This is a genomic window from Rhodococcus sp. NPDC060090, assembly GCF_042729855.1.
Classification (GTDB): domain Bacteria; phylum Actinomycetota; class Actinomycetes; order Mycobacteriales; family Mycobacteriaceae; genus Rhodococcus.
In genome coordinates this window covers 22,428-40,680 of record NZ_JBHWXB010000004.1, presented here as the reverse complement: position 1 = coordinate 40,680, position 18,253 = coordinate 22,428, and the positions used below count along the sequence as shown (strand labels likewise).

The following is an 18,253-nucleotide window of genomic DNA, read 5'->3' as shown; positions in this document are numbered from 1 at the left end:
GTCGGCGTTTCTGTAGGGATAAGAGTGGTGATGCCGTTAACCTGGGAACGGTCAGTGGCGTCGACGGACTGGTAGGCGACAACTGGGAGGAGGGCCGCCGGAATGCCGAACTCACTCCTGTGGATCGGGCTAGTTGCCGTGTGGTTGTTCGTCCTGGTTCCCATGCTGGTCACGAAGCGTCCTCGTATCCGTCAGACGACCGACGCCGCACTCGCAACACGGGTTCTGCATCGCGGTGACCAGAAGCCGAAGGCTCCCCGTGGGCCCGCGGCCGGTCACCGCACTGATCCGAACTGGCGTCCGAGTCGTGATCACACGCACCGCCATGCGGAGGCTCGTATGAACACTCAGACAGACGACAGGCTCGACACCGAACTCGAACTCAGCGACCTCGACGGCGCTGCACCAGAGAACTCCGACGAGTATCAGTACGAGGTCGACGGCCCGCCGGCTCGTCAGAGCGTTCCGCGTCGACGCGGCCGAGGAGGATTCGATCCGCAGGCAGACGCCGTTGCGTCGGCCGAGCGATACGACTTCCGGCAGCGCGCCGTCCTGGGTCTGCTCATCGGCGCCATCATGACCGCGGCGCTGGCCATGATCCTCTCGTCGGCGATGTGGTGGGTGTGTGGTCTGGTGACGGCCGGTCTGGTCGGCTACCTGTTCTATCTGCGTCGCCAGGTTCGGCTCGAGCAAGACATTCGTCGGCGTCGAATGGCACGACTGCAGCGGTCGGCGGCGACCGGAGTGCATGTGCGCGGCGACGGCGACCACGGCGAAGTTCCCTCGCGGCTGCGCCGTCCGGGGGCAGTGGTTCTCGAGCTCGACGACGAAGATCCCGAGTTCGAGCACCTCGACCGGTTCGACGACGAGTACGAGTACCCAGGCTACGGCGACCCGGACTACGTCGACCCGGGCTACGACGAACCTGACGACTTCCCGGTCCGGCACGCTTCCGGTGCATGACCGGAAGCGTGCGATCTACGACCTCGGAAAGCCCGCATCACACGGTGCGGGTTTTCTGCTGCTTGGCCCTGTGACCTGCTGAGATAGCCGGATTTCGTGTTCGCGGGGTCGGTTTGCTAAGGTTTTTCGAGTTGGTCCGTATGGACTTTCGGGGCTGTGGCGCAGTTGGTAGCGCGCTTCGTTCGCATCGAAGAGGTCAGGGGTTCGATTCCCCTCAGCTCCACCACTTCACAGGCACGATCTCCACGTGAGATCGTGCCTTTGTCGTCTGCCCAGCACCGGAGGGTGAGCTCGCAGCGCTATAAGTGCGCGCAATGGTGATGGGTGTACGGGAATTCTTGTGCACCCATGACCACTCGCAGCCTTTATGTGGCGGGTACGGGTGAGTGCGCTGCGTGGACGAACAGCAGGGCGAGCCACGCCCAGCCGACTGTGATCACTGCCCGCTGGATGAGGCCGGCGTAGCGGGAATCGTTCTCCCACGACTGCCCGAACACGACGAAACCGGCGGTCAGCGCGGCAGCGGTCAGACCGGAGAACCACGCCCATCCCGCGCCGGGCACGGTGAAGACTGCGATGATCGCCGCCGCGGGAAGCGAAGTGAAGACGACCGCACCCGCCTGGTCGTGGATGGTGTGCCGGCGCGAGTACTCCGTCGGGGTCTCGTCCGGCGTGCCCGGCGGGTATCCGCGCATGGCGTCCATCGGGAAGAGGCCCGAGACCACGAGCGACAATCCGAATACCCCGATCGCGACCGCGAGAAGCACGCTGCCGAAGGCATCGGCGACACCGACTGCCCCGATCGTCACTGCCGAACCGCACACGACGAAGTTGGTCGCTTGGACCCGGCCTCGGCGGCCCAGCGCGAGTGCGCTGACCGGTTGGCGCACAGGGTGACAACCGGGGCGGGTCCACCCGTCGACGAGAAAGACGACGACGAACACGACGAGTGCGACAGAGCCGATGATCGTCACAGGATCACTCCCATCGGAAGAGTGCAGCCGCGACCACGACACCGACCACGATCGTCACGCAGAGTGCGACGAAGTGCGCAGGGTCGGCGGGGTTTCCTGCCCAGGCGGCAGACATCGCCTCGACCGAAGCGCCGAACGGCAACCATTCGCCGACCGTCGCCACAGGGCCGGGAAGGGCATCACGGCTACCGAACAAGCCACCGGTCGCACCCAGTGCGAAGAACGCGACGAGCCCGATCGCCACGGCGGAGTTCGGGGTCGGGGACACTGCCGCGACGATCATCCCCACGGCGTACATCGCCGCCATCGACAGTGCGAACACACCGAGAGCGGTGCCGAGATTCACGGGCAGGCGGGCGTCGAAGAAGACAGTGGCCACGACGAGAGCTGCGGTGAGCCCGACGAGGGTCTGCAGCACGCTGACCACGACCTGGGCCACCAGGACCATCGCGGGGGACGCGGGAGTCACCGACAGTCGTCGCAGAATTCCCGTGCGCCGGTAGTACGCGAGGAAGCTCGGCATATTGATGACACCGATCGTGGCGGTGATGATCGTGAACACCAACGGCAGCACGAATACGTCCAGCACCGAGCGTCCGTTCGCCACTTCTTCGGTGCTCGCCGACGAGGCGCTCATCACCAGGATCAGCAGGGGAAGGCCGATCGGAACGACGAGGCCGGCGGTGTCGCGTGCGACCATCTTCGCCTCGCACACGGTCAGCGTGAGCCAGGCAGCGGGTCCTGGACGGTGGGTTTCGACCGCGGTGCTCATTCCGTCTCCTCCAGTTCACGTCCGGTGAGTGCGACGAACGCATCGTCGAGGTTCTCCGCCGCCGCTCGTACGACGAGGCCGGACGGGGTGTCCAGCGCGACGATGTTTCCCGCATCGAGCAGCGCCACACGGTCGCAGAGGTGCTCGACCTCTTCCATCGCGTGGCTGACCAGCAGAACTGCGACGTCGTCGCCGCGCAGCCGCTCGATGGTCTTCCACATCTGTCGCCGCGCGCGGGGATCGAGGCCGGTGGTCAGTTCGTCGAGGATGACCACACGTGGCCGCCCGACGAGAGCGAGCGCGATCGACAACCGCTGCTGTTGCCCGCCGGAGAGCTTCTCGAATCGGACATCACGTTGTTCGGTGAGACCGACCATCTCCAGAAGTTCGCCGGCAGGAACGGGATTCGGATAGAACGTGCGATACAGGCCGACGAGTTCGGCGACGGTCAGCGACCCGTGCAGTGTGGACTGTTGCAGCTGAACACCCAGCACCTGACGGAGGCGGGAGCGGTCACGGTCCGGGTCGAGGCCGAGGACACGCACCCGTCCACCGTCCGGTTTTCGAAGCCCCGCAACCATCTCGACGGTGGTGGTCTTCCCCGCGCCGTTCGCGCCGACGATGCCGAGTGTCTCGCCGATCCCGAGTGTGAAGCTCATGTCGTCGACCGCGACCTTGTCGCGGTACCGCTTGTGGAGGTGTTCGGCAACGATCGCCTGTGGGGCGCTGGTGTCCATGACGCCGACGTTAGGAGCCGAGCGTGGGTGGTCGCGCGTGCCGGATGTCAGGAATGCCGACCATGACTTTCGGCACCCGCCCGGTGCCGGTGGTGCGGCTTAGAGTGGTGACGTGCATCGATGGACACCAGAGGGGCTGTCGGGCGTGGCGATGCTCGTCGTCTCGGTCGTGGTGGGTGGCCCGGTGCTGTTCGGGGCCGCGCAGCCCGAGATTCCGCGCGCTCTATGGATCGTGCTGTTCGGCGCCCTGCTCGTGGCCCTTTTCGTCGCCGCTGCGACAGAACGGCCTTCGACGGTCGGTGCAGTGTCGTGGGCGGTGGCGGTCGTGACGGCCTGGGCCGTGGTGTCGACAGCGCCGGGTATGGGCCTGCTGCCGGTGCTGCTGGTCATCGTCGCCGCGGTGAGCGTCTACATCGTGCCTGTACGTGTCGGTCTGTGCGTGGTGGCACTCAATACCTTTGTCATCGCGTGGGCCACGGCCCAGCAGAGCGGAGATACGGGCGCGACGATCCTCACCAGCGGTTTCTATCTCCTCATCCAGCTGGCGACGCTGTTCAGTTCGGTGTCGCTCCTGAGGGAACAGCGAATGCGGCGGGAGCTGACGGAGGCCCATGTCGAACTACAAGCGGCGAGCGTCCTGCTGTCGGAGTCGGCGCGCACCGCGGAACGACTGCGGATCTCTCGCGACCTGCACGACCTCATCGGTCATCAGCTCACCGTTCTGGCTCTCGAACTCGAAACGGCGCGTCACCGGGATGGCGAGCAGGCGCGTGAGCATGTCGAGCGGGCGAACGGTGTCGCGCGGGAGTTGCTCGCCGACGTGCGGTCCACGGTGGGTGAGCTGCGGGTCGAACCTCTGAACCTGGCCGCCGCATTGACCCAGGTGGCGTGTGATCTGCCGGGGCTCGAGGTGCAGATCGATGTCGCTCCCGACGTGGACGTCGGTGAAGATCAGGCCGCTGCATTCGTGCGTGCGGTGCAGGAGCTCGTCACCAACGCCCTCCGCCACGCCGGTGCCCGCACACTGTGGATCGAGGTGTCGTCGGAGCGCGGCGGTGCCGTCCTGTCCGCGGTGGACGATGGTGCCGGCGCGCGGAAGCTGACCGTCGGTAACGGTCTGCGAGGTCTTGCGGAGCGTTTCGAGGCGCTCGGTGGAAGTGTCTCGTTCGATGGGACCTGCGGCTTCCGGGTCACCGCGTGGGTACCTTCCTCATGACCAGTGTCGTGGTGGTCGACGATCAGACCCTCGTGCGCCAGGGGATCCGGAGTCTTCTGGAGATCGCCGAGATCGACGTGATCGGTGAAGCCGACGATGGCAGGGTGGCCCTCGACGTCATATCCTCGACGGATCCCGACGTGGTGCTGCTGGACCTGAGAATGCCCGGATACGACGGCATCTGGACACTCGACCGGTTGCGTGAGCAGGACATCGCGGTACCCGTGCTGGTGCTCACCACCTTCGACGACGATGCACTCGTTCTCGCCGCGCTTCGCGCAGGCGCGCGCGGCTATCTGCTGAAGGACGTCACTCTGGAGCAGTTGACGCACGCGGTGCGCACTCTGGCCGACGGCGGCACTCTCATCGCGCCGTCGATCACCGACCGGCTGCTCCGGGCTATCCGGTCCGGACCGTCGTCGCCGGGGGCGGAAGTCTCGCGGGCACAGGATCTCACCGACCGGGAACTCGAGGTGCTCCGCCTGATGGCCGAGGGATTCAGCAATCGCCGGATCTCCGAGGCCTTGTTCCTCGCCGAAGGCACGGTGAAGAACCACGTCTCGTCGATTCTGCTGAAGTTCGGTGCCCGCGACCGCACCAACGCGGTGTTGCGGGCACTCCACGAAGGTGTCCTACGCTGACGTTCCCCTGCCTGTGAGCACTGTCTCGACCGTGCAACCGTCACACGAGACGATGGCGCGGATCCGGAGAACCCGGCACACTATGTGACATGGACCACAGGATGAGTGACGACGAATTGCGGCGCGCGATTCGGGTGCTGCGTGAACGCGCGGACCTTGCGCGCAACGAGAGCCGTGAGGACGACGCCGCAATGATGGAACGGACCATTCTCGACTACCAGAAGGAGATGTCGGAGAGGCTTTGAGGGCAGGTTGCGCTTTCCGGAGTGCTCTGGCGGTTAGGGTGTCGCCATGGCGATCAAGGATCTGCGCGGCACGAGGTTTCTCGTCACGGGCGCGGCCAGTGGAATCGGCCGGGCTCTCGCTTTCGCTGCGGCCGACGAAGGCGCCGAACTCGTCCTGACCGACCTCCACCCGGACGGCCTCGACGACGTCGTGACGGCTGTCCGCAACCGCGGGGGGACGGTGCTGCATTCCGCTGCGTTCGACATCTCCGATTACGACGCCGTCACCGCGTTCGCACACGAGGTCCACGAACTGTGCGAGTCGGTCGACATCGTGGCGAACGTTGCGGGGGTGTCGGTGTGGGGCACCGTCGACCGGCTCGAACACAAGCACTGGAAACTCATGGTCGACGTCAATCTGATGGGGCCGATCCACGTCATCGAGAACTTCGTGCCGCAGATGATGGCGACGCGACGCGGCGGGCACATCGTCAACGTGTCGTCGGCCGCGGGACTGCTCGCCCTTCCCTGGCACTCGGCATACAGCGCCAGCAAGTTCGGGCTGCGGGGTGTGTCGGAGGTGCTCCGATTCGACCTCAAACGCGACAAGATCGGTGTCTCGCTCGTGGTGCCGGGTGCGGTGGCGACTCCGCTGGTCGACACGGTGCAGATCATCGGCGTCGACCGAGATGCGCCCGCGGTCCGCAAGCTCACCGGCCGTTTCGTGAAGCACGCGGCCTCACCGGACAAGGTGGCCGACCGCATCCTCGTGGGTATCAAGAAGAACCGGTTCATGGTGTACACGTCGTTCGACACCCGGTTCGGTTTCTGGTGGGCCCGAAAGTTCGCGCCGCCCTACAACCTCGTCATGCAGGGCGCCAACGACTACTTCCGCAAGGTTCTCCGCACCACCCGCACCGGCAGCTGATCCTCCCGCGTGCGTAGTTGTTTCCCGCTGCTGCAATTGTGCCCGCGGGAAGCGGACAAGCCCGCGGGAAGCGTGATCACGAGTCTCGGTGGAGTTGCGCGCGCAGGTGGTGGGTGAGGGGGGTGTCGGCGTGCGCCATCCACATGTCGTAGGTGAGGGTGTCGCCGTCGAGAACGAATCGGCGCTTCAGTTCGTGCACCGGCTTTGCGTCGGGGGAGCGTTCGAGCACGACGGTGACCAGGTCGAGAACACCGTGGCTGAGCCGGCCTCGCTGGATCTCGACGAATCCCGTCGGCTGCGACACGAGTAGCTCGATGTCGTGACCACTGTTCCGGAGGTACCCGTTCTCGGTGTGGAGCGGCCGGGCCTCGGTGCGGTGACGGGTCCGGCTGATGTACATCAGGAACGGTTTTCCGGGGATCGACGCGAACTCGATCGTCTCGTCGTACGAGAAGTCGTCGATGGTCGGGTAGTGGCCGTCGCCGCCTCCCACCCAGCGACCCGCGAACGGGGCGAGCTCGCCGAGCGGATCGTTTTCGGTCATGGTGGAACTCCTCGCGAGTGGGCTGCGCGTGCACTCCCACCATCCTCGCGCAGACGGCTACCGTTGTCGCATGAACCAGCAGTGGGGTGTCGATTCCGAGGTGGGCGCCCTCACCTCCGTGATGTTGCATCGGCCCGGCGCGGAACTCGAACGGCTCACGCCCCGGAACAGCGATCAGTTGTTGTTCGACGCGTTGCCGTGGGTGGCGCGGGCACAGGAGGAGCACGATGCGTTCGCCGAGGTGCTGCGCAGTCGCGGTGTCGAGGTCTACCTGCTCGCAGATCTGCTGACCGAGACACTCGAGGTCAGCGGTGCGGCGCGGGTGCAGAGCATTACGTCGGCCGTCGACCCGCGCAGACTCGGACATGCGCTTGCGCAGGAACTCTCCGGTCACCTGCGCGCTGTGCCCGCTCCTGAACTCGCGCGAATCCTCATCGGTGGGATGACCTTCGACGAACTGCCCGCGGCCGGGATGGGCGCGGCGCCGTCGCTCGTGCGGCTGATGCATCACGGCCCCGATTTCGTGATCGATCCGCTCCCGAACCTGCTCTTCACTCGGGATTCGTCGTTCTGGGTGGGCTCGCGCGTGGCGATCTCGACCCTGGCGCTCCCGGCGCGGCGACGCGAAACCAACCTGACCGATCTCATCTATGCGTTCCACCCGAAGTTCCTCGGGGTGCGACGCGCATACGAGTCGCACACGGCACCCGTCGAAGGTGGCGATGTGTTGCTCCTCGCGCCCGGCGTGATCGCTGTGGGAGTGGGGGAGCGGACCAGTCCGGCCGGTGCAGAAGCGCTGGCGCGCAGTGTGTTCGAGGACGATCTCGCGCACACGGTGCTCGCGGTGCCCATCGAACAGCGACGTGCGTCGATGCATCTCGACACGGTCTGCACCATGGTCGATGTCGACGCGGTTGTGATGTATCCCGCCATCCGCGACACGTTGGAGGCGTTCACGATTCGGCGTGAGGACGGCCGTGCCCGGATATCCGGACCCCGGCCGTTCCTCGCCGCGGCGGCCGACTCGATGGGGATCGAGAAGCTCCGGGTGATCGATACCGGTCTCGATTCCGTTGTGGCGGAACGCGAACAGTGGGACGACGGCAACAACACCCTCGCGGTCGCACCGGGGGTGGTGGTTGCGTACGAGCGCAATGTCGAAACCAACACGCGGCTCGAAGATTCAGGAATCGAGGTGCTGCGGATCGCCGGGTCGGAGTTGGGCTCCGGCCGCGGCGGTCCGCGATGCATGTCGTGCCCGTTGGCGCGGGCGGCACTGTAGAGGCGTCAGAGAATGTCGCGAACCTTGTCGACCGGTCGCGCGAGCACCGTCCCCTTGTCGGTGACGACGAGGGGACGTTCGATGAGGATCGGGTTCTCGACCATCGCGACGAGCAGTTCGTCCTCGGATGCGTCGGCGAGGTTCAGTTCCTTGTAGACGGCTTCCTTCTTACGGATCGCTTCGCTGGGCCTCAGGCCCGCATCGTCGAGGAGTTTGCGCAGGCCGTCGCGCGACGGTGGCGTGTCGAGGTACTTCACGATCGTCGGTTCGAGGCCCTCCTCGCGCAGGAGCGCGAGGGTGTTGCGGGACGTGCTGCAGCGAGGATTGTGATAAATCGTTGCGGTGTGTGCCATGTCTCGATTGTGCCCTGCCGGTGGGACCGCCGGAATTGTCTCTGTTGAACGCGGCCACCGGGCCCTTTAACATTCCAGGGTCAATCCGTCTGCATCAACGTGGTTCCTCCGTGAAAGGCCCGGGGATATGCTCAAAGGTTTCAAGGATTTCCTGCTGCGCGGGAACGTCATCGAACTTGCAGTTGCCGTGGTGGTGGGCGCGGCCTTCACCGCGATCGTCACCGCGTTCACCGACAACATCATCAATCCGCTCGTCGCAGTGGTCGGTGGCGAGAACGAGATGGGTTGGGGGTTCCAGATCCTCCCCGACAATGCGGCGACCTTCATCAACCTCGGTGCTGTGGTCTCGGCCCTGATCAACTTCATGATCATCGCCGCGGTCGTGTACTTCGTGCTGATCGTGCCGGTCAACGCCGCCAAGGCGCGCTTCGCCCCGGACAAGGAACCGGAGGACGAGCCGCTGAGCGAGACCGACTTGCTCATCCAGATCCGCGATCTGCTCGAGACGGGCAGCTACAACACGGTCGACGACGACACCGACGGTCGCCACAGCGACAAGGCTCGGGTCTGACCACGCGGTTGCTCGATCGAACGGCGGTCCCGCGCAACGCTGGGCCGCCGTTTCTCTTCCGGTCGAAACCTCTGCGAGACGCTGCTAGCCTGCAATAATGCTCGATATCGTGATCGATTCGGATTCGTCCGTCCCACCGTTCGAGCAACTTCGACGGCGAATCGTGGAGCTCGTCCGGGATGGGGAGTTGATCGCAGGAACCAAACTGCCCACCGTGCGCGGAATGGCCGAGACCCTCGGGATCGCGCCGAACACGGTGGCGAAGACGTATCGGGAACTCGAGCAACTCGGTGTCCTCGAGACACGGGGGAGAGCCGGAACCTTCATCGCGGACTCGGGAGACCCCACGCGTTCGCTGGCGCAGCAGGCGACGATCGAGTACGTCGCATCGGTGCGTGTGCTGGGAATGTCCGACGAGGAAATCACCGAATTCGTCGAGGTAGCGCTGCGCGCCTGAACGATCGAATATCGTCGAGATCACAATTTTGCCAACGCACAGGAAAAATGTGCACTCGCCTCGACCGAGTTCTGCGAAAGCGGCACAATATCCAGGCGACGGAGGCAAGTTGGGACACATGACTGTGCCTGACGACCGGACCGACGCTGCAGAAGTACCTGTAGCGGCCGGGCCCCCGGAGACTCCACCGACAGATCCACCGCGCGCGCGCACCGACGTCGTCGTCTTCGGCATATCTGCGGCCCTCGTCGTCGCCATCGTGGTGTGGGGCCTGGCGGCTTCCGACAACTTCACCTCCGTGACCGGATCCGTCCTCGACTGGATCGTCATCGAGATGGGCTGGCTGTTCGTGATCGCCGCGACCGCGTTCGTCATCTTCGTGCTGTGGATCGCGGTGAGTAAGTACGGGAATATTCCGCTCGGCAAGGACGACGAGGTACCCGAGTTCCGCACCGTCAGCTGGATCGCGATGATGTTCAGCGCCGGGATGGGCATCGGACTGATGTTCTTCGGTGTCTCCGAGCCGGTGTCGCACTACGCATCGCCACCGCCCGGCACCGTAGGCGGAACCGGCGTGGCGATGGCAACCACAATGTTCCATTGGAGCCTGCACCCGTGGGCGATCTACGCGGTCGTCGGTCTGGCCATCGCCTACGGCACCTTCCGAAAAGGCCGGAAGCAGCTGGTGAGCGCCGCATTCATCCCTCTCATCGGCCGCCGTTCGGAAGGTCCGATCGGCAAGCTGATCGACATCCTCGCCCTGTACGCGACCTTGTTCGGTACGGCCGCCTCGCTCGGTCTCGGGGCCCTGCAGATCGGCTCGGGTTTCGAGGTCACCGGATGGCTCGAGACCGCCGGGGTCGGCCTACTCGTGGCGATCGTCGCGATCCTCACCCTCGCCTTCGTGGCGTCCGCTGTATCGGGAGTCGCGAAAGGTATCCAGTGGCTCTCGAACATCAACATGGTGCTGGCAGCCGTCCTCGCGCTGTTCGTGTTCGTTCTCGGCCCCACCATCTTCATCCTCAACCTCATTCCCACGACTCTCGGCGCGTACGCAGCAGATCTCGCCAGGATGTCTGCTCGCACGGCAGCCTCGGGTCCGGGAGCAGGTGAATGGCTCTCCAGCTGGACGATCTTCTACTGGGCATGGTGGATCTCGTGGGCGCCCTTCGTCGGGATGTTCCTCGCGCGGATCAGCCGCGGCCGAACGATCCGGGAGTTCGTCGTCGGCGTGATGATCGTGCCGAGCTTCGTGAGCCTGTTGTGGTTCTCCGTCTTCGGCGGCGCCGGGATCCAGCAGCAGGAAGAGGGATTCGACATCGCAGGCGCGGACACCGTCGAAGAGCAGCTGTTCGGAATGCTCGACAACCTGCCCCTCGTGGGTATTTCCACAGTGGTCGTGATGGTTCTCGTATCGATCTTCTTCGTCTCCGGTGCCGACGCAGCATCCATGGTGATGGGTAGCCTCACCCAGCGGGGAACACTTACGCCGAGTCGTGGCGTCGTCGTGTTCTGGGGCGGTCTCACCGGTGGTGTCGCAGCGCTCCTGCTGTGGACGGGCGGCTCCGAGGCCCTCAACGCGCTCCAGACGATGACGATCATCGCGGCAGCACCGTTCGTCATCGTGATGATCGGGCTGTGCGTGTCGCTGTACCGCGACCTGAGGCGAGATCCGCTGATCACCGGCGGCCGGCGACGACGACTGCTCAAACGCATCGAGTGAGGGAGTGCGTGGCATTCGCGATCGAGGTGACCGATCCGCAGCCGGGATGCAGTGTCCTCGTGATCGGATCCGGTACCGAGGCCGGTGCATTCGCGGCCCGCGTCGGCCCCGACGTCGAGGTCCGCGTCAGTGAGAACCTGGCCGATGCGGCCGGTGACAACCTGGCCGATGCGGCCGGTGACAACCTGGCCGACGCGGCCGGTGACAACCTGGCCGGCGCGGCCGGTGACAACCTGGCCGGCGCGGCCGGCGCCTCCGACCTCGTCTGCGCCTTCGGGATACCGGAGTTCCGCGACAGCGACGTGTCGCGGCTCGCCGGTATCCCCGAGCTGCTCTTGCCCGCCGGACAACTGTGGGTGTTCGACTCACCGGGAGAGGACGATTCGGCCGGGTCACTGTCCATGCGGATCAGCACGACACTCTCGCATGCAGGACTCGCGATCGTCGACATACTCGAAGGCCGGTGCGTCATCGGGCTCTGTGCAATGGTGAAAGGATGAGCGCCGCACGCGATCTCCTGACCGCCTTCGAAGAGTTCCTGCGGGTGCCGCTTCCGGTCCACGTGCGATGCTGGGACGGGTCGGAAGCCGGACCCTCCGACTCTGAGGTCCGCGTCGAATTCCGCAACCGCCGGGCACTGCGCCACGTGCTGTGGGCACCCAATGAACTTGGCCTGACCCGCGCCTACGTCAGCGGCGACCTCGTGATCGACGGCGATCTCTATGCCGTTCTCGCACTCCCGGACCTCGTCGACGCACTCGGCACCCGAACCCTGAGCAACACATCGCCAGGTGAACTTGCGCGCCTGGCCCGGAAGTTCGCCGCGCTCGGCATAATCGGGCCACCGCCGCGACCACCGTCGGTCGAAATCCCTCGCCGGCGAGGAGCCCTCCACAGCAAGCGACGCGACGCGCAGGCCGTCTCGCACCACTACGACGTCGGAAACGATTTCTACAGGCTGTTTCTCGGCCCGTCGATGGTGTACTCGTGTGGCTATTGGTCCCGACCCGACACCGGCACCGCCGGTCTTCAGGACGCCCAGCACGACAAGCTCGATCTGGTCTGCCGCAAACTCGGACTCGAACCGGGAATGCGACTGCTCGACGTCGGGTGCGGATGGGGGTCGATGGCGCTGCACGCCGCGCAGCACTACGGCGTCGACGTCCTCGGCGTCACCCTCAGCGCCGAACAACGAGACTTCGCGCGAGCCCGAATCGCCGAGGCAGGCATGTCGGATCGCATCGAAATCCGGTTGCAGGACTACCGCGACATAGACGAGAACCCGTTCGACGCGATCTCGAGCATCGGAATGTCCGAACACGTCGGGGCCGCAAGACTCCCCGAATATGCGCGCCACCTGCACGAACTGCTCGTCCCCGGTGGGCGGTTACTCAATCACGCCATCGCCTCGGTGGTGTACCGCCCCGAGCCCCGCAGTCGACCCTCGACATTTTCCCGCAGTCGACCCGCGACGTTCATCGACCGCTACGTCTTCCCGGACGGGGAGATACTGCCGCTGAGCCGGACGCTCGACGCATTCGAACGCGCCGGACTCGAAGTCCGCGACTCCGAGGCGCTGCGCGAACACTATGCGCTGACCCTCCGAGCGTGGGTGGCGAATCTGCACGAAGGATGGGACGACGCGGTGGCACTCGTCGGCGCCGAACGTGCCCGAACCTGGTTGCTGTACCTCTCGGCGAGCGCGCTCGGATTCGAAGAGCCCGGGCGGTTGACGATCCACCAGGTGCTCGCGGTGCGTCCCACCTCAGGAGGTGCGAGCGGAATGCCACGAACCCGCCACGAATGGCTCTCGGACCGTTAATCCTCGGTGATCTCGCCATCGCAGATCGGTGTCATGGCGATCAGAGATCGGTGTCATGGCGATCAGAGATCGGTGTCATGGCGATCAGAGATCGGTGCGCCTGACAGGGTTTGTCGGCACCCGGCAGTAGCGTGACCGCAGCCCGCTGTTGCACCGCGAGAGGGGAGTCACGGATGGCCCACACAGACCGCTTCGACGGAATTCTGGAACGGGGCTGGAACCGTTTCCGCACTCGGCTGGCCGCACGGATCGCGACGCTCGGGAAGGGCGAGCAGATCGAACTCGCGGCCGAATCCGCAGGTGAATACGTCACCCTCGTGAAGCTCGTCGCGCTCGATTCGCGGCGCATCGAGGTCGAGATGATGGGCGCAGGCTCGAATATCATCCCCGCACGTCGAGCCGATGAAATCGCGCAGCGCGTCGTCTCGGCACTACGCAGGACGCACGGCGTTCTGCACCCCACCTTCCTGCGCCGCGACGAACCCGACGATCCCCGCACACTGCGCTCCCGTGTCGCGCAGGCACTGAAACTGCAGTTCGGCCGACCCATCCCCATCGACGCCGACGGCGACTACGTCGTCATCGTCGACTCACAGGCCGTGTTCGTCGTGGTCGACGACATCGCCCGCACCATCCAGCTGTGGGCGCCCCTGCTGCACGGCATCACCGGGCGTGCGCAGGCAGCCGAAGAATTGCTCGAGCTCAACCGCGTATGGCCACACATCAAACTCCTTCTCGTCGAAGACCGGCTCGTGGCGACGATCGATGTGATGGGCGACCCGTTCGTGCCCCGGCACCTCATCGACCTCTTCGGGGCCCTGAGGGTGCTGCTCGGCAGCGTCGACACCGGATTCGCACAGCGCTTCGACGGAGAGCGGTACACCGGCGACATCGATGCGGAGTCCGCCCTGTCCGACGAGCCGACAGTGTTCGACGAACCCAACTGAACAGGCGCATCAACGCCAGCTGGGCAACCACAGCTGGTTGTGCCAGTCCGCCACCGTGATGGGCAGGCCGGTCAGGATCGGCCACAACCACACGAAGTTCGCGACCACCAGACCCACGTAGAGGCACACCACGAGCAGACCGGTGGTTCGCCTTTCCGGCGCCGCGTGACGCTGTCCCAGCACCTCACCGAGAACCAGCGTGATCCCCATGACGAGGAACGGCGCGAGGGGAACCGCGTAGAAGTAGTACATCTGCCGATCGAGGCTCACGAGCCACGGCAGAATGCCCGCCCCGTACCCGGTGAGCACGGCCGCCCAACGCCAGTCGCGGCGCACGAGCATCTGCCACAGCCCCCAGACGAGGACGGGCAGCGACACCCACCACAGCGCTGGAGTGCCGATGAGCATCACGGCTTTGACGCACTCGTCTGCTCCGCAGCCCTCGATCTTCTGGCCGTCCGCGAAGTAGTACAGCATCGGACGCAACCCCATCGGCCACGTCCACGGCTTCGATTCCCACGGGTGGATGTTGCCCGCCGAGTTGGTCAGGCCCGAATGGAATTGCAGGACACTCGCGCTGTAGTACCACAGCGACCGCAGGGCGTCGGGGACGAACGAGAAGGCACCGTCCTGGCCGATCTGATTACCGACGGCGTGCCGGTATACACCCGTCTCGCTGGCGAACCACGCCCAGAACGTCGCGAGGTAGACGCCGATCGGGATCACCACCAGCGCGTACAACGCGGGACCGATGTCGCGAAGCGCAGTGCCGATCCACGGACGCTGCACACCGTAGGCGCGGCGCGCAGCGAGGTCGAATGCCACCGACATCAGGCCGAAGAACGCGATGAAGTACAACCCCGACCACTTCGTGCCCGCCGCCAGACCCAGCAGCACCCCGGCTCCGAAACGCCACCACCGGACCCCGAGTCGAGGCCCCCACCGCGATTCGCCGATGCGACCCTCGGCGTACACGCGGGCCATGCGTCGTCGGATCTCGTCGCGGTCGACGATCAGAGCGCCGAACGCGGCGACGACGAACACCGATTGGAAGATATCGAGCATGCCCATACGCGACGTCACGAACGTGACTCCGTCGACGATGAGGAGCAGCCCGGCGACGGCACCGAGCATCGTCGAATGCGTGATCCGCCGCACGATGCGCACCACCAACAGCACCAGGACGACACCCGCGACGGCCGACGAGAACCGCCAACCCCAGCCGTTGTAACCGAACAGTGCCTCGCCCACCGCGATGAGTTGCTTACCTACGGGCGGGTGCACCACCAGCCCATAGCCGGGGTTGTCCTCGATCCCACCGCCGGTGAGGACCTGCCAGCCCTGAGGGACGTAATGCTTCTCGTCGAACACCGGAGTCTTGGCGTCCGTCGGATAATTCAGCATCGTGAAACGCGTGATGGCGGCAAGAGCAGTGACGAACGCCGTGACGATCCAGCCGCGCGCCCGATCGGTCGGACCGGACTGCGGTGGTGGCACCTGCGGAGCGGGGCTCAAGAGGCGACGGTGCGGGGCCTCGAAAGGGCGCAGGTCCGTCGCGATCACAATCCGATCGTAGGCTGAACCGCATGCAGGCAGAGAATCCGGGACAACACGCGAATCCGGGACAGGGTCGGCTCGTGCTGGCCGCCACACCGATGGGCGATGTCGGCGACGCCTCCCAACGACTCCGCGACGCGCTGGCCACCGCCGACGTCGTCGCCGCCGAGGACACCCGCCGCACCCGGTCTCTCGCCTCTGCACTCGGCGTGACCATCACGGGCCGCATCGTGAGTTTCTACGATCAGGTGGAGGTGTCGCGGGCGCCCGCGCTGATCGCCGACATCGAAGGCGGCCGCACGGTGTTGCTCGTCACCGACGCGGGCATGCCGTCGGTGAGCGATCCCGGGTATCGGTTGGTCTCGGCATGCGTCGAGGCGGATCTGCCCGTGACGTGCCTGCCGGGTCCTTCCGCTGTGACCACTGCGCTCGCATTGTCGGGCCTACCCGTCGAGCGGTTCTGCTTCGACGGATTTCCTCCGCGAAAGCAAGGCCAGCGCCGCACCTGGCTGGCAACACTCGCGACCGAGCCCCGCGCCGCCGTGTTCTTCGAAGCGCCGCACCGGCTGGCCGCGTGCCTCGCCGACGCCGTGGAGGTCCTCGGCGGGGAACGCCGCGCCGCGGTGTGTCGCGAGCTGACGAAGACCTACGAGGAAGTCAAGCGCGGAACCCTTGCCGAACTCGCGGAATGGGCAGCAGGCGGGGTGCGGGGTGAGATCACCGTCGTGCTCGAAGGTGCAGCGCCGCGCAGCAGTGACCCCGCCGATCTCGTCGACGATGTCGAAGAACTGGTTGCGGATGGCATGCGACTCAAGGACGCATGCGCTCACGTCGCGGGGACCGGTGTGTCGAAGAAAGAACTGTACGACGCGGTGTTGGTGGCTCGGCGCGTCTGATCTCTGTACGACCGCACCCCGGGCCTACACTTTCCCTCCATCGGATCCACCTCAACGGTCGACGAGCAGGAGAAGTGTATGGACGCTGTCAACGATTTCCTGGTCGAGGTGGCAGGGGTGGTGTGGGGCCCGTTCCTGCTGATCCCCCTACTCCTCGGCACCGGCCTGCTCCTGACCATCCGGCTCCGCGGACTGCAGTTCCGCAAGCTGGGGCCCGCGCTGAAGCTGGGACTGATCACCCGCAACGACCCCGGCGCCTCAGTAGGCGACATCTCCCAGTACCAGGCGTTGACCACCGCGCTGGCCGCCACCGTGGGCGTCGGCAACATCGCCGGTGTCGCGACGGCCATCTATCTCGGCGGTCCCGGCGCGCTGTTCTGGATGTGGGTGACCGGCCTGGTCGGAATGGCGAGCAAGTATTCGGAAGCGTTCCTCGGGGTCAAGTACCGCAAGACCGATGCGAAGGGTGAGATGAGCGGCGGGCCGCAGTACTACCTGGCCCGGGCGATCCCGAACAAGTTCGGACTTGTACTGAGCCTGGTGTTCGCGGTGTTCGCGGTGCTCGCAAGCTTCGGTATCGGTAACATGACCCAGGCCAACACTGTCGCGACACAACTCGACGGCACGTTCGGGGTGCCGACGTGGATGAGCGGCGCCGTCATGATGGTGCTCGCGGGCGCCGTGCTGCTGGGGGGAATCAAGTCCATCGGCCGGGTCACGGCAGGGTTCGTGCCTGCCATGATCGTCCTGTACGTCGGGGCGGGCATTCTCGTGCTCGCCGTCAACTTCGGTGAGATTCCGTCCGCCCTCGGTCTCGTGTTCACCGACGCGTTCACCGGCACCGCCGCGACCGGCGGCTTCATCGGATCGGTGTTCATGGCCGCGATGCGGTACGGCGTCGCGCGCGGCATCTTCTCCAACGAGTCGGGCATGGGCAGTGCCGCGATCGCGGCTGCAGCAGCCCGGACGACGCACCCCGTCCGTCAGGGCCTGGTGTCGATGACCCAGACGTTCATCGACACCATCATCGTCGTCACCTTCACCGGCATGGTCATCATCACCACCGGCGCGTGGACGTCGGGTGAGCAGGGCGCCGCGATGACCTCCACCGCATTCTCGGACGGCCTGGGCGGCGAGTGGGGCAGCTGGATCGTGGCGATCTCCGTGGTGTTCTTCGCCTTCTCGACGATCCTCGGATGGTCGTACTACGGCGAGCGCTGCGTCGAACGTCTGGTCGGCCGCGGCGGTGTGGTGCCGTATCGCGCGATCTTCGTGCTCGTCGTGTTCATCGGCGCGACCACGGAGCTCGAAGTGGTGTGGAACTTCTCGGACGTGATGAACGGTCTGATGGCGCTGCCGAACCTCATCGGCCTTGTCATACTGTCCGGCATGATCGCGCGGGAGACGAAGGCGTACCTCGACCGAGACCCGTATCTGTTGGGAGAACCGCCGGCAGCCCGCGAACCGGACAAGGCGTAACCGGAACACACGGTGCCGATGAGAAGCACGGTGCCGGACAGAAGAGCGACGGCCGGACGATCGATGATCGGGCCGGCCGCGCCGTGCCCGAAAAGGGCGCCCCCCCCCCCCCAAAGGAAAAACCCACGATAACTTACAATAGGGTAGGCCCCCCGCCAAAGTGGCAG

At 65.6% G+C, this 18,253-nt stretch carries 20 protein-coding genes and 1 tRNA gene; 15 read left to right on the top strand and 6 right to left on the bottom strand.

Translation table 11 applies throughout. From position 1 onward, the window contains the following. Window positions 1-102 precede the first annotated feature (102 nt). Together glpR and ACFWCF_RS06665 are read left to right on the top strand one after the other, a co-directional pair. Window positions 103-963 (top strand): gephyrin-like molybdotransferase receptor GlpR, encoded by an 861-nt coding sequence (glpR, locus tag ACFWCF_RS06670; RefSeq protein ID WP_378558776.1) that lies wholly within the window; start codon window positions 103-105, stop codon window positions 961-963. Between the two features lie 150 nt (window positions 964-1,113). Beyond that, a tRNA-Ala gene (locus tag ACFWCF_RS06665) sits at window positions 1,114-1,189 on the top strand. Window positions 1,190-1,328: 139 nt separating this feature from the next. Here the strand turns inward: ACFWCF_RS06665 and ACFWCF_RS06660 are convergent. Genes ACFWCF_RS06660 through ACFWCF_RS06650 form a run of 3 tightly spaced genes read right to left on the bottom strand, consistent with a single transcriptional unit; the run spans window position 1,329 to window position 3,446 of the window. After that, window positions 1,329-1,937, bottom strand: coding sequence for a DUF998 domain-containing protein (locus tag ACFWCF_RS06660; protein WP_378558773.1), 609 nt, complete (start codon window positions 1,935-1,937; stop codon window positions 1,329-1,331). Window positions 1,938-1,941: 4 nt separating this feature from the next. After that, entirely contained in the window at window positions 1,942-2,709 is a 768-nt protein-coding gene (locus ACFWCF_RS06655; protein WP_378558770.1) for an ABC transporter permease, read from the bottom strand. Then, on the bottom strand, window positions 2,706-3,446 hold the full coding sequence (locus ACFWCF_RS06650; RefSeq protein WP_378558767.1) for an ABC transporter ATP-binding protein: 741 nt from the start codon (window positions 3,444-3,446) through the stop codon (window positions 2,706-2,708). Before ACFWCF_RS06650 ends, ACFWCF_RS06655 begins: the two co-directional genes overlap by 4 nt. Window positions 3,447-3,558: 112 nt before the next feature. On the opposite strand from ACFWCF_RS06650, the gene ACFWCF_RS06645 reads away from it, so the two are divergent. From ACFWCF_RS06645 to ACFWCF_RS06630, 4 genes are all read left to right on the top strand, one after another. After that, window positions 3,559-4,662 (top strand): sensor histidine kinase, encoded by a 1,104-nt coding sequence (locus ACFWCF_RS06645; protein ID WP_378558764.1) that lies wholly within the window; start codon window positions 3,559-3,561, stop codon window positions 4,660-4,662. Then, window positions 4,659-5,303 (top strand): response regulator, encoded by a 645-nt coding sequence (locus ACFWCF_RS06640; protein WP_378558761.1) that lies wholly within the window; start codon window positions 4,659-4,661, stop codon window positions 5,301-5,303. Before ACFWCF_RS06645 ends, ACFWCF_RS06640 begins: the two co-directional genes overlap by 4 nt. Before the next feature lie 101 nt (window positions 5,304-5,404). Then, the gene (locus ACFWCF_RS06635; protein WP_378558759.1) at window positions 5,405-5,548 is read left to right on the top strand and encodes a hypothetical protein; all 144 of its coding nucleotides are present in this window, start codon (window positions 5,405-5,407) and stop codon (window positions 5,546-5,548) included. Between the two features lie 46 nt (window positions 5,549-5,594). Next, the gene (locus ACFWCF_RS06630) at window positions 5,595-6,455 is read left to right on the top strand and encodes an SDR family oxidoreductase (protein ID WP_378558756.1); all 861 of its coding nucleotides are present in this window, start codon (window positions 5,595-5,597) and stop codon (window positions 6,453-6,455) included. A 76-nt stretch (window positions 6,456-6,531) separates the two neighbouring features. Here the strand turns inward: ACFWCF_RS06630 and ACFWCF_RS06625 are convergent, their stop codons facing one another. Then, window positions 6,532-6,999 (bottom strand): FABP family protein, encoded by a 468-nt coding sequence (locus tag ACFWCF_RS06625; protein ID WP_378558753.1) that lies wholly within the window; start codon window positions 6,997-6,999, stop codon window positions 6,532-6,534. Window positions 7,000-7,069: 70 nt separating this feature from the next. Here ACFWCF_RS06625 and ACFWCF_RS06620 point away from each other — a divergent pair, with 70 nt between their 5' ends. Then, entirely contained in the window at window positions 7,070-8,281 is a 1,212-nt protein-coding gene (locus tag ACFWCF_RS06620; RefSeq protein ID WP_378558751.1) for an arginine deiminase, read from the top strand. A gap of 5 nt (window positions 8,282-8,286) precedes the next feature. On the opposite strand, the gene arsC is transcribed toward ACFWCF_RS06620, so the two are convergent. Further along, on the bottom strand, window positions 8,287-8,634 hold the full coding sequence (gene arsC, locus ACFWCF_RS06615; protein ID WP_378491922.1) for an arsenate reductase (glutaredoxin): 348 nt from the start codon (window positions 8,632-8,634) through the stop codon (window positions 8,287-8,289). Window positions 8,635-8,761: 127 nt separating this feature from the next. On the opposite strand from arsC, the gene mscL reads away from it, so the two are divergent. The 6 genes from mscL (at window position 8,762) to ACFWCF_RS06585 (ending at window position 14,154) form a co-directional block, all read left to right on the top strand. Beyond that, the gene (gene mscL / locus ACFWCF_RS06610; RefSeq protein ID WP_378491923.1) at window positions 8,762-9,205 is read left to right on the top strand and encodes a large conductance mechanosensitive channel protein MscL; all 444 of its coding nucleotides are present in this window, start codon (window positions 8,762-8,764) and stop codon (window positions 9,203-9,205) included. A gap of 97 nt (window positions 9,206-9,302) precedes the next feature. After that, window positions 9,303-9,662: a GntR family transcriptional regulator gene (locus tag ACFWCF_RS06605; RefSeq protein WP_378491924.1), complete on the top strand. Its 360-nt coding sequence runs from the start codon at window positions 9,303-9,305 to the stop codon at window positions 9,660-9,662. A gap of 118 nt (window positions 9,663-9,780) precedes the next feature. Then, window positions 9,781-11,385, top strand: coding sequence for a BCCT family transporter (locus tag ACFWCF_RS06600; RefSeq protein ID WP_378558748.1), 1,605 nt, complete (start codon window positions 9,781-9,783; stop codon window positions 11,383-11,385). Window positions 11,386-11,393: 8 nt separating this feature from the next. Then, on the top strand, window positions 11,394-11,885 hold the full coding sequence (locus tag ACFWCF_RS06595; RefSeq protein WP_378558745.1) for a hypothetical protein: 492 nt from the start codon (window positions 11,394-11,396) through the stop codon (window positions 11,883-11,885). Beyond that, complete coding sequence (locus ACFWCF_RS06590) at window positions 11,882-13,207, top strand: class I SAM-dependent methyltransferase (protein WP_378558743.1); 1,326 nt, start codon at window positions 11,882-11,884, stop codon at window positions 13,205-13,207. Before ACFWCF_RS06595 ends, ACFWCF_RS06590 begins: the two co-directional genes overlap by 4 nt. Window positions 13,208-13,380: 173 nt before the next feature. Further along, a complete protein-coding gene (locus ACFWCF_RS06585) occupies window positions 13,381-14,154 on the top strand; it encodes a hypothetical protein (protein ID WP_378491928.1) in 774 nt (257 codons plus the stop codon). 9 nt (window positions 14,155-14,163) lie between these two features. On the opposite strand, the gene ACFWCF_RS06580 is transcribed toward ACFWCF_RS06585, so the two are convergent. Next, window positions 14,164-15,717 carry a dolichyl-phosphate-mannose--protein mannosyltransferase gene (locus tag ACFWCF_RS06580; protein WP_378558740.1) on the bottom strand — a complete coding sequence of 518 codons (1,554 nt, stop codon included), beginning with the start codon at window positions 15,715-15,717 and terminating at the stop codon, window positions 14,164-14,166. A 23-nt stretch (window positions 15,718-15,740) separates the two neighbouring features. Between ACFWCF_RS06580 and rsmI the strand changes: the two genes are divergently transcribed. Then, window positions 15,741-16,607 (top strand): 16S rRNA (cytidine(1402)-2'-O)-methyltransferase, encoded by an 867-nt coding sequence (rsmI, locus tag ACFWCF_RS06575; protein WP_378558738.1) that lies wholly within the window; start codon window positions 15,741-15,743, stop codon window positions 16,605-16,607. Window positions 16,608-16,685: 78 nt separating this feature from the next. After that, complete coding sequence (locus tag ACFWCF_RS06570) at window positions 16,686-18,086, top strand: alanine/glycine:cation symporter family protein (protein ID WP_378558735.1); 1,401 nt, start codon at window positions 16,686-16,688, stop codon at window positions 18,084-18,086. Window positions 18,087-18,253: the final 167 nt, after the last annotated feature.

Bases quoted from the DNA above. Each gene is read 5' to 3' on its own strand.
- arsC (WP_378491922.1), bottom strand. From the start codon at position 8,634: ATGGCACACACCGCAACGATTTATCACAATCCTCGCTGCAGCACGTCC.
- ACFWCF_RS06600 (WP_378558748.1), top strand. From the start codon at position 9,781: ATGACTGTGCCTGACGACCGGACCGACGCTGCAGAAGTACCTGTAGCG.
- ACFWCF_RS06655 (WP_378558770.1), bottom strand. From the start codon at position 2,709: ATGAGCACCGCGGTCGAAACCCACCGTCCAGGACCCGCTGCCTGGCTC.
- ACFWCF_RS06640 (WP_378558761.1), top strand. From the start codon at position 4,659: ATGACCAGTGTCGTGGTGGTCGACGATCAGACCCTCGTGCGCCAGGGG.
- mscL (WP_378491923.1), top strand. From the start codon at position 8,762: ATGCTCAAAGGTTTCAAGGATTTCCTGCTGCGCGGGAACGTCATCGAA.
- glpR (WP_378558776.1), top strand. From the start codon at position 103: ATGCCGAACTCACTCCTGTGGATCGGGCTAGTTGCCGTGTGGTTGTTC.
- ACFWCF_RS06625 (WP_378558753.1), bottom strand. From the start codon at position 6,999: ATGACCGAAAACGATCCGCTCGGCGAGCTCGCCCCGTTCGCGGGTCGC.
- ACFWCF_RS06620 (WP_378558751.1), top strand. From the start codon at position 7,070: ATGAACCAGCAGTGGGGTGTCGATTCCGAGGTGGGCGCCCTCACCTCC.
- ACFWCF_RS06630 (WP_378558756.1), top strand. From the start codon at position 5,595: ATGGCGATCAAGGATCTGCGCGGCACGAGGTTTCTCGTCACGGGCGCG.
- ACFWCF_RS06570 (WP_378558735.1), top strand. From the start codon at position 16,686: ATGGACGCTGTCAACGATTTCCTGGTCGAGGTGGCAGGGGTGGTGTGG.
- rsmI (WP_378558738.1), top strand. From the start codon at position 15,741: ATGCAGGCAGAGAATCCGGGACAACACGCGAATCCGGGACAGGGTCGG.
- ACFWCF_RS06635 (WP_378558759.1), top strand. From the start codon at position 5,405: ATGAGTGACGACGAATTGCGGCGCGCGATTCGGGTGCTGCGTGAACGC.
- ACFWCF_RS06650 (WP_378558767.1), bottom strand. From the start codon at position 3,446: ATGGACACCAGCGCCCCACAGGCGATCGTTGCCGAACACCTCCACAAG.
- ACFWCF_RS06585 (WP_378491928.1), top strand. From the start codon at position 13,381: ATGGCCCACACAGACCGCTTCGACGGAATTCTGGAACGGGGCTGGAAC.
- ACFWCF_RS06605 (WP_378491924.1), top strand. From the start codon at position 9,303: ATGCTCGATATCGTGATCGATTCGGATTCGTCCGTCCCACCGTTCGAG.
- ACFWCF_RS06590 (WP_378558743.1), top strand. From the start codon at position 11,882: ATGAGCGCCGCACGCGATCTCCTGACCGCCTTCGAAGAGTTCCTGCGG.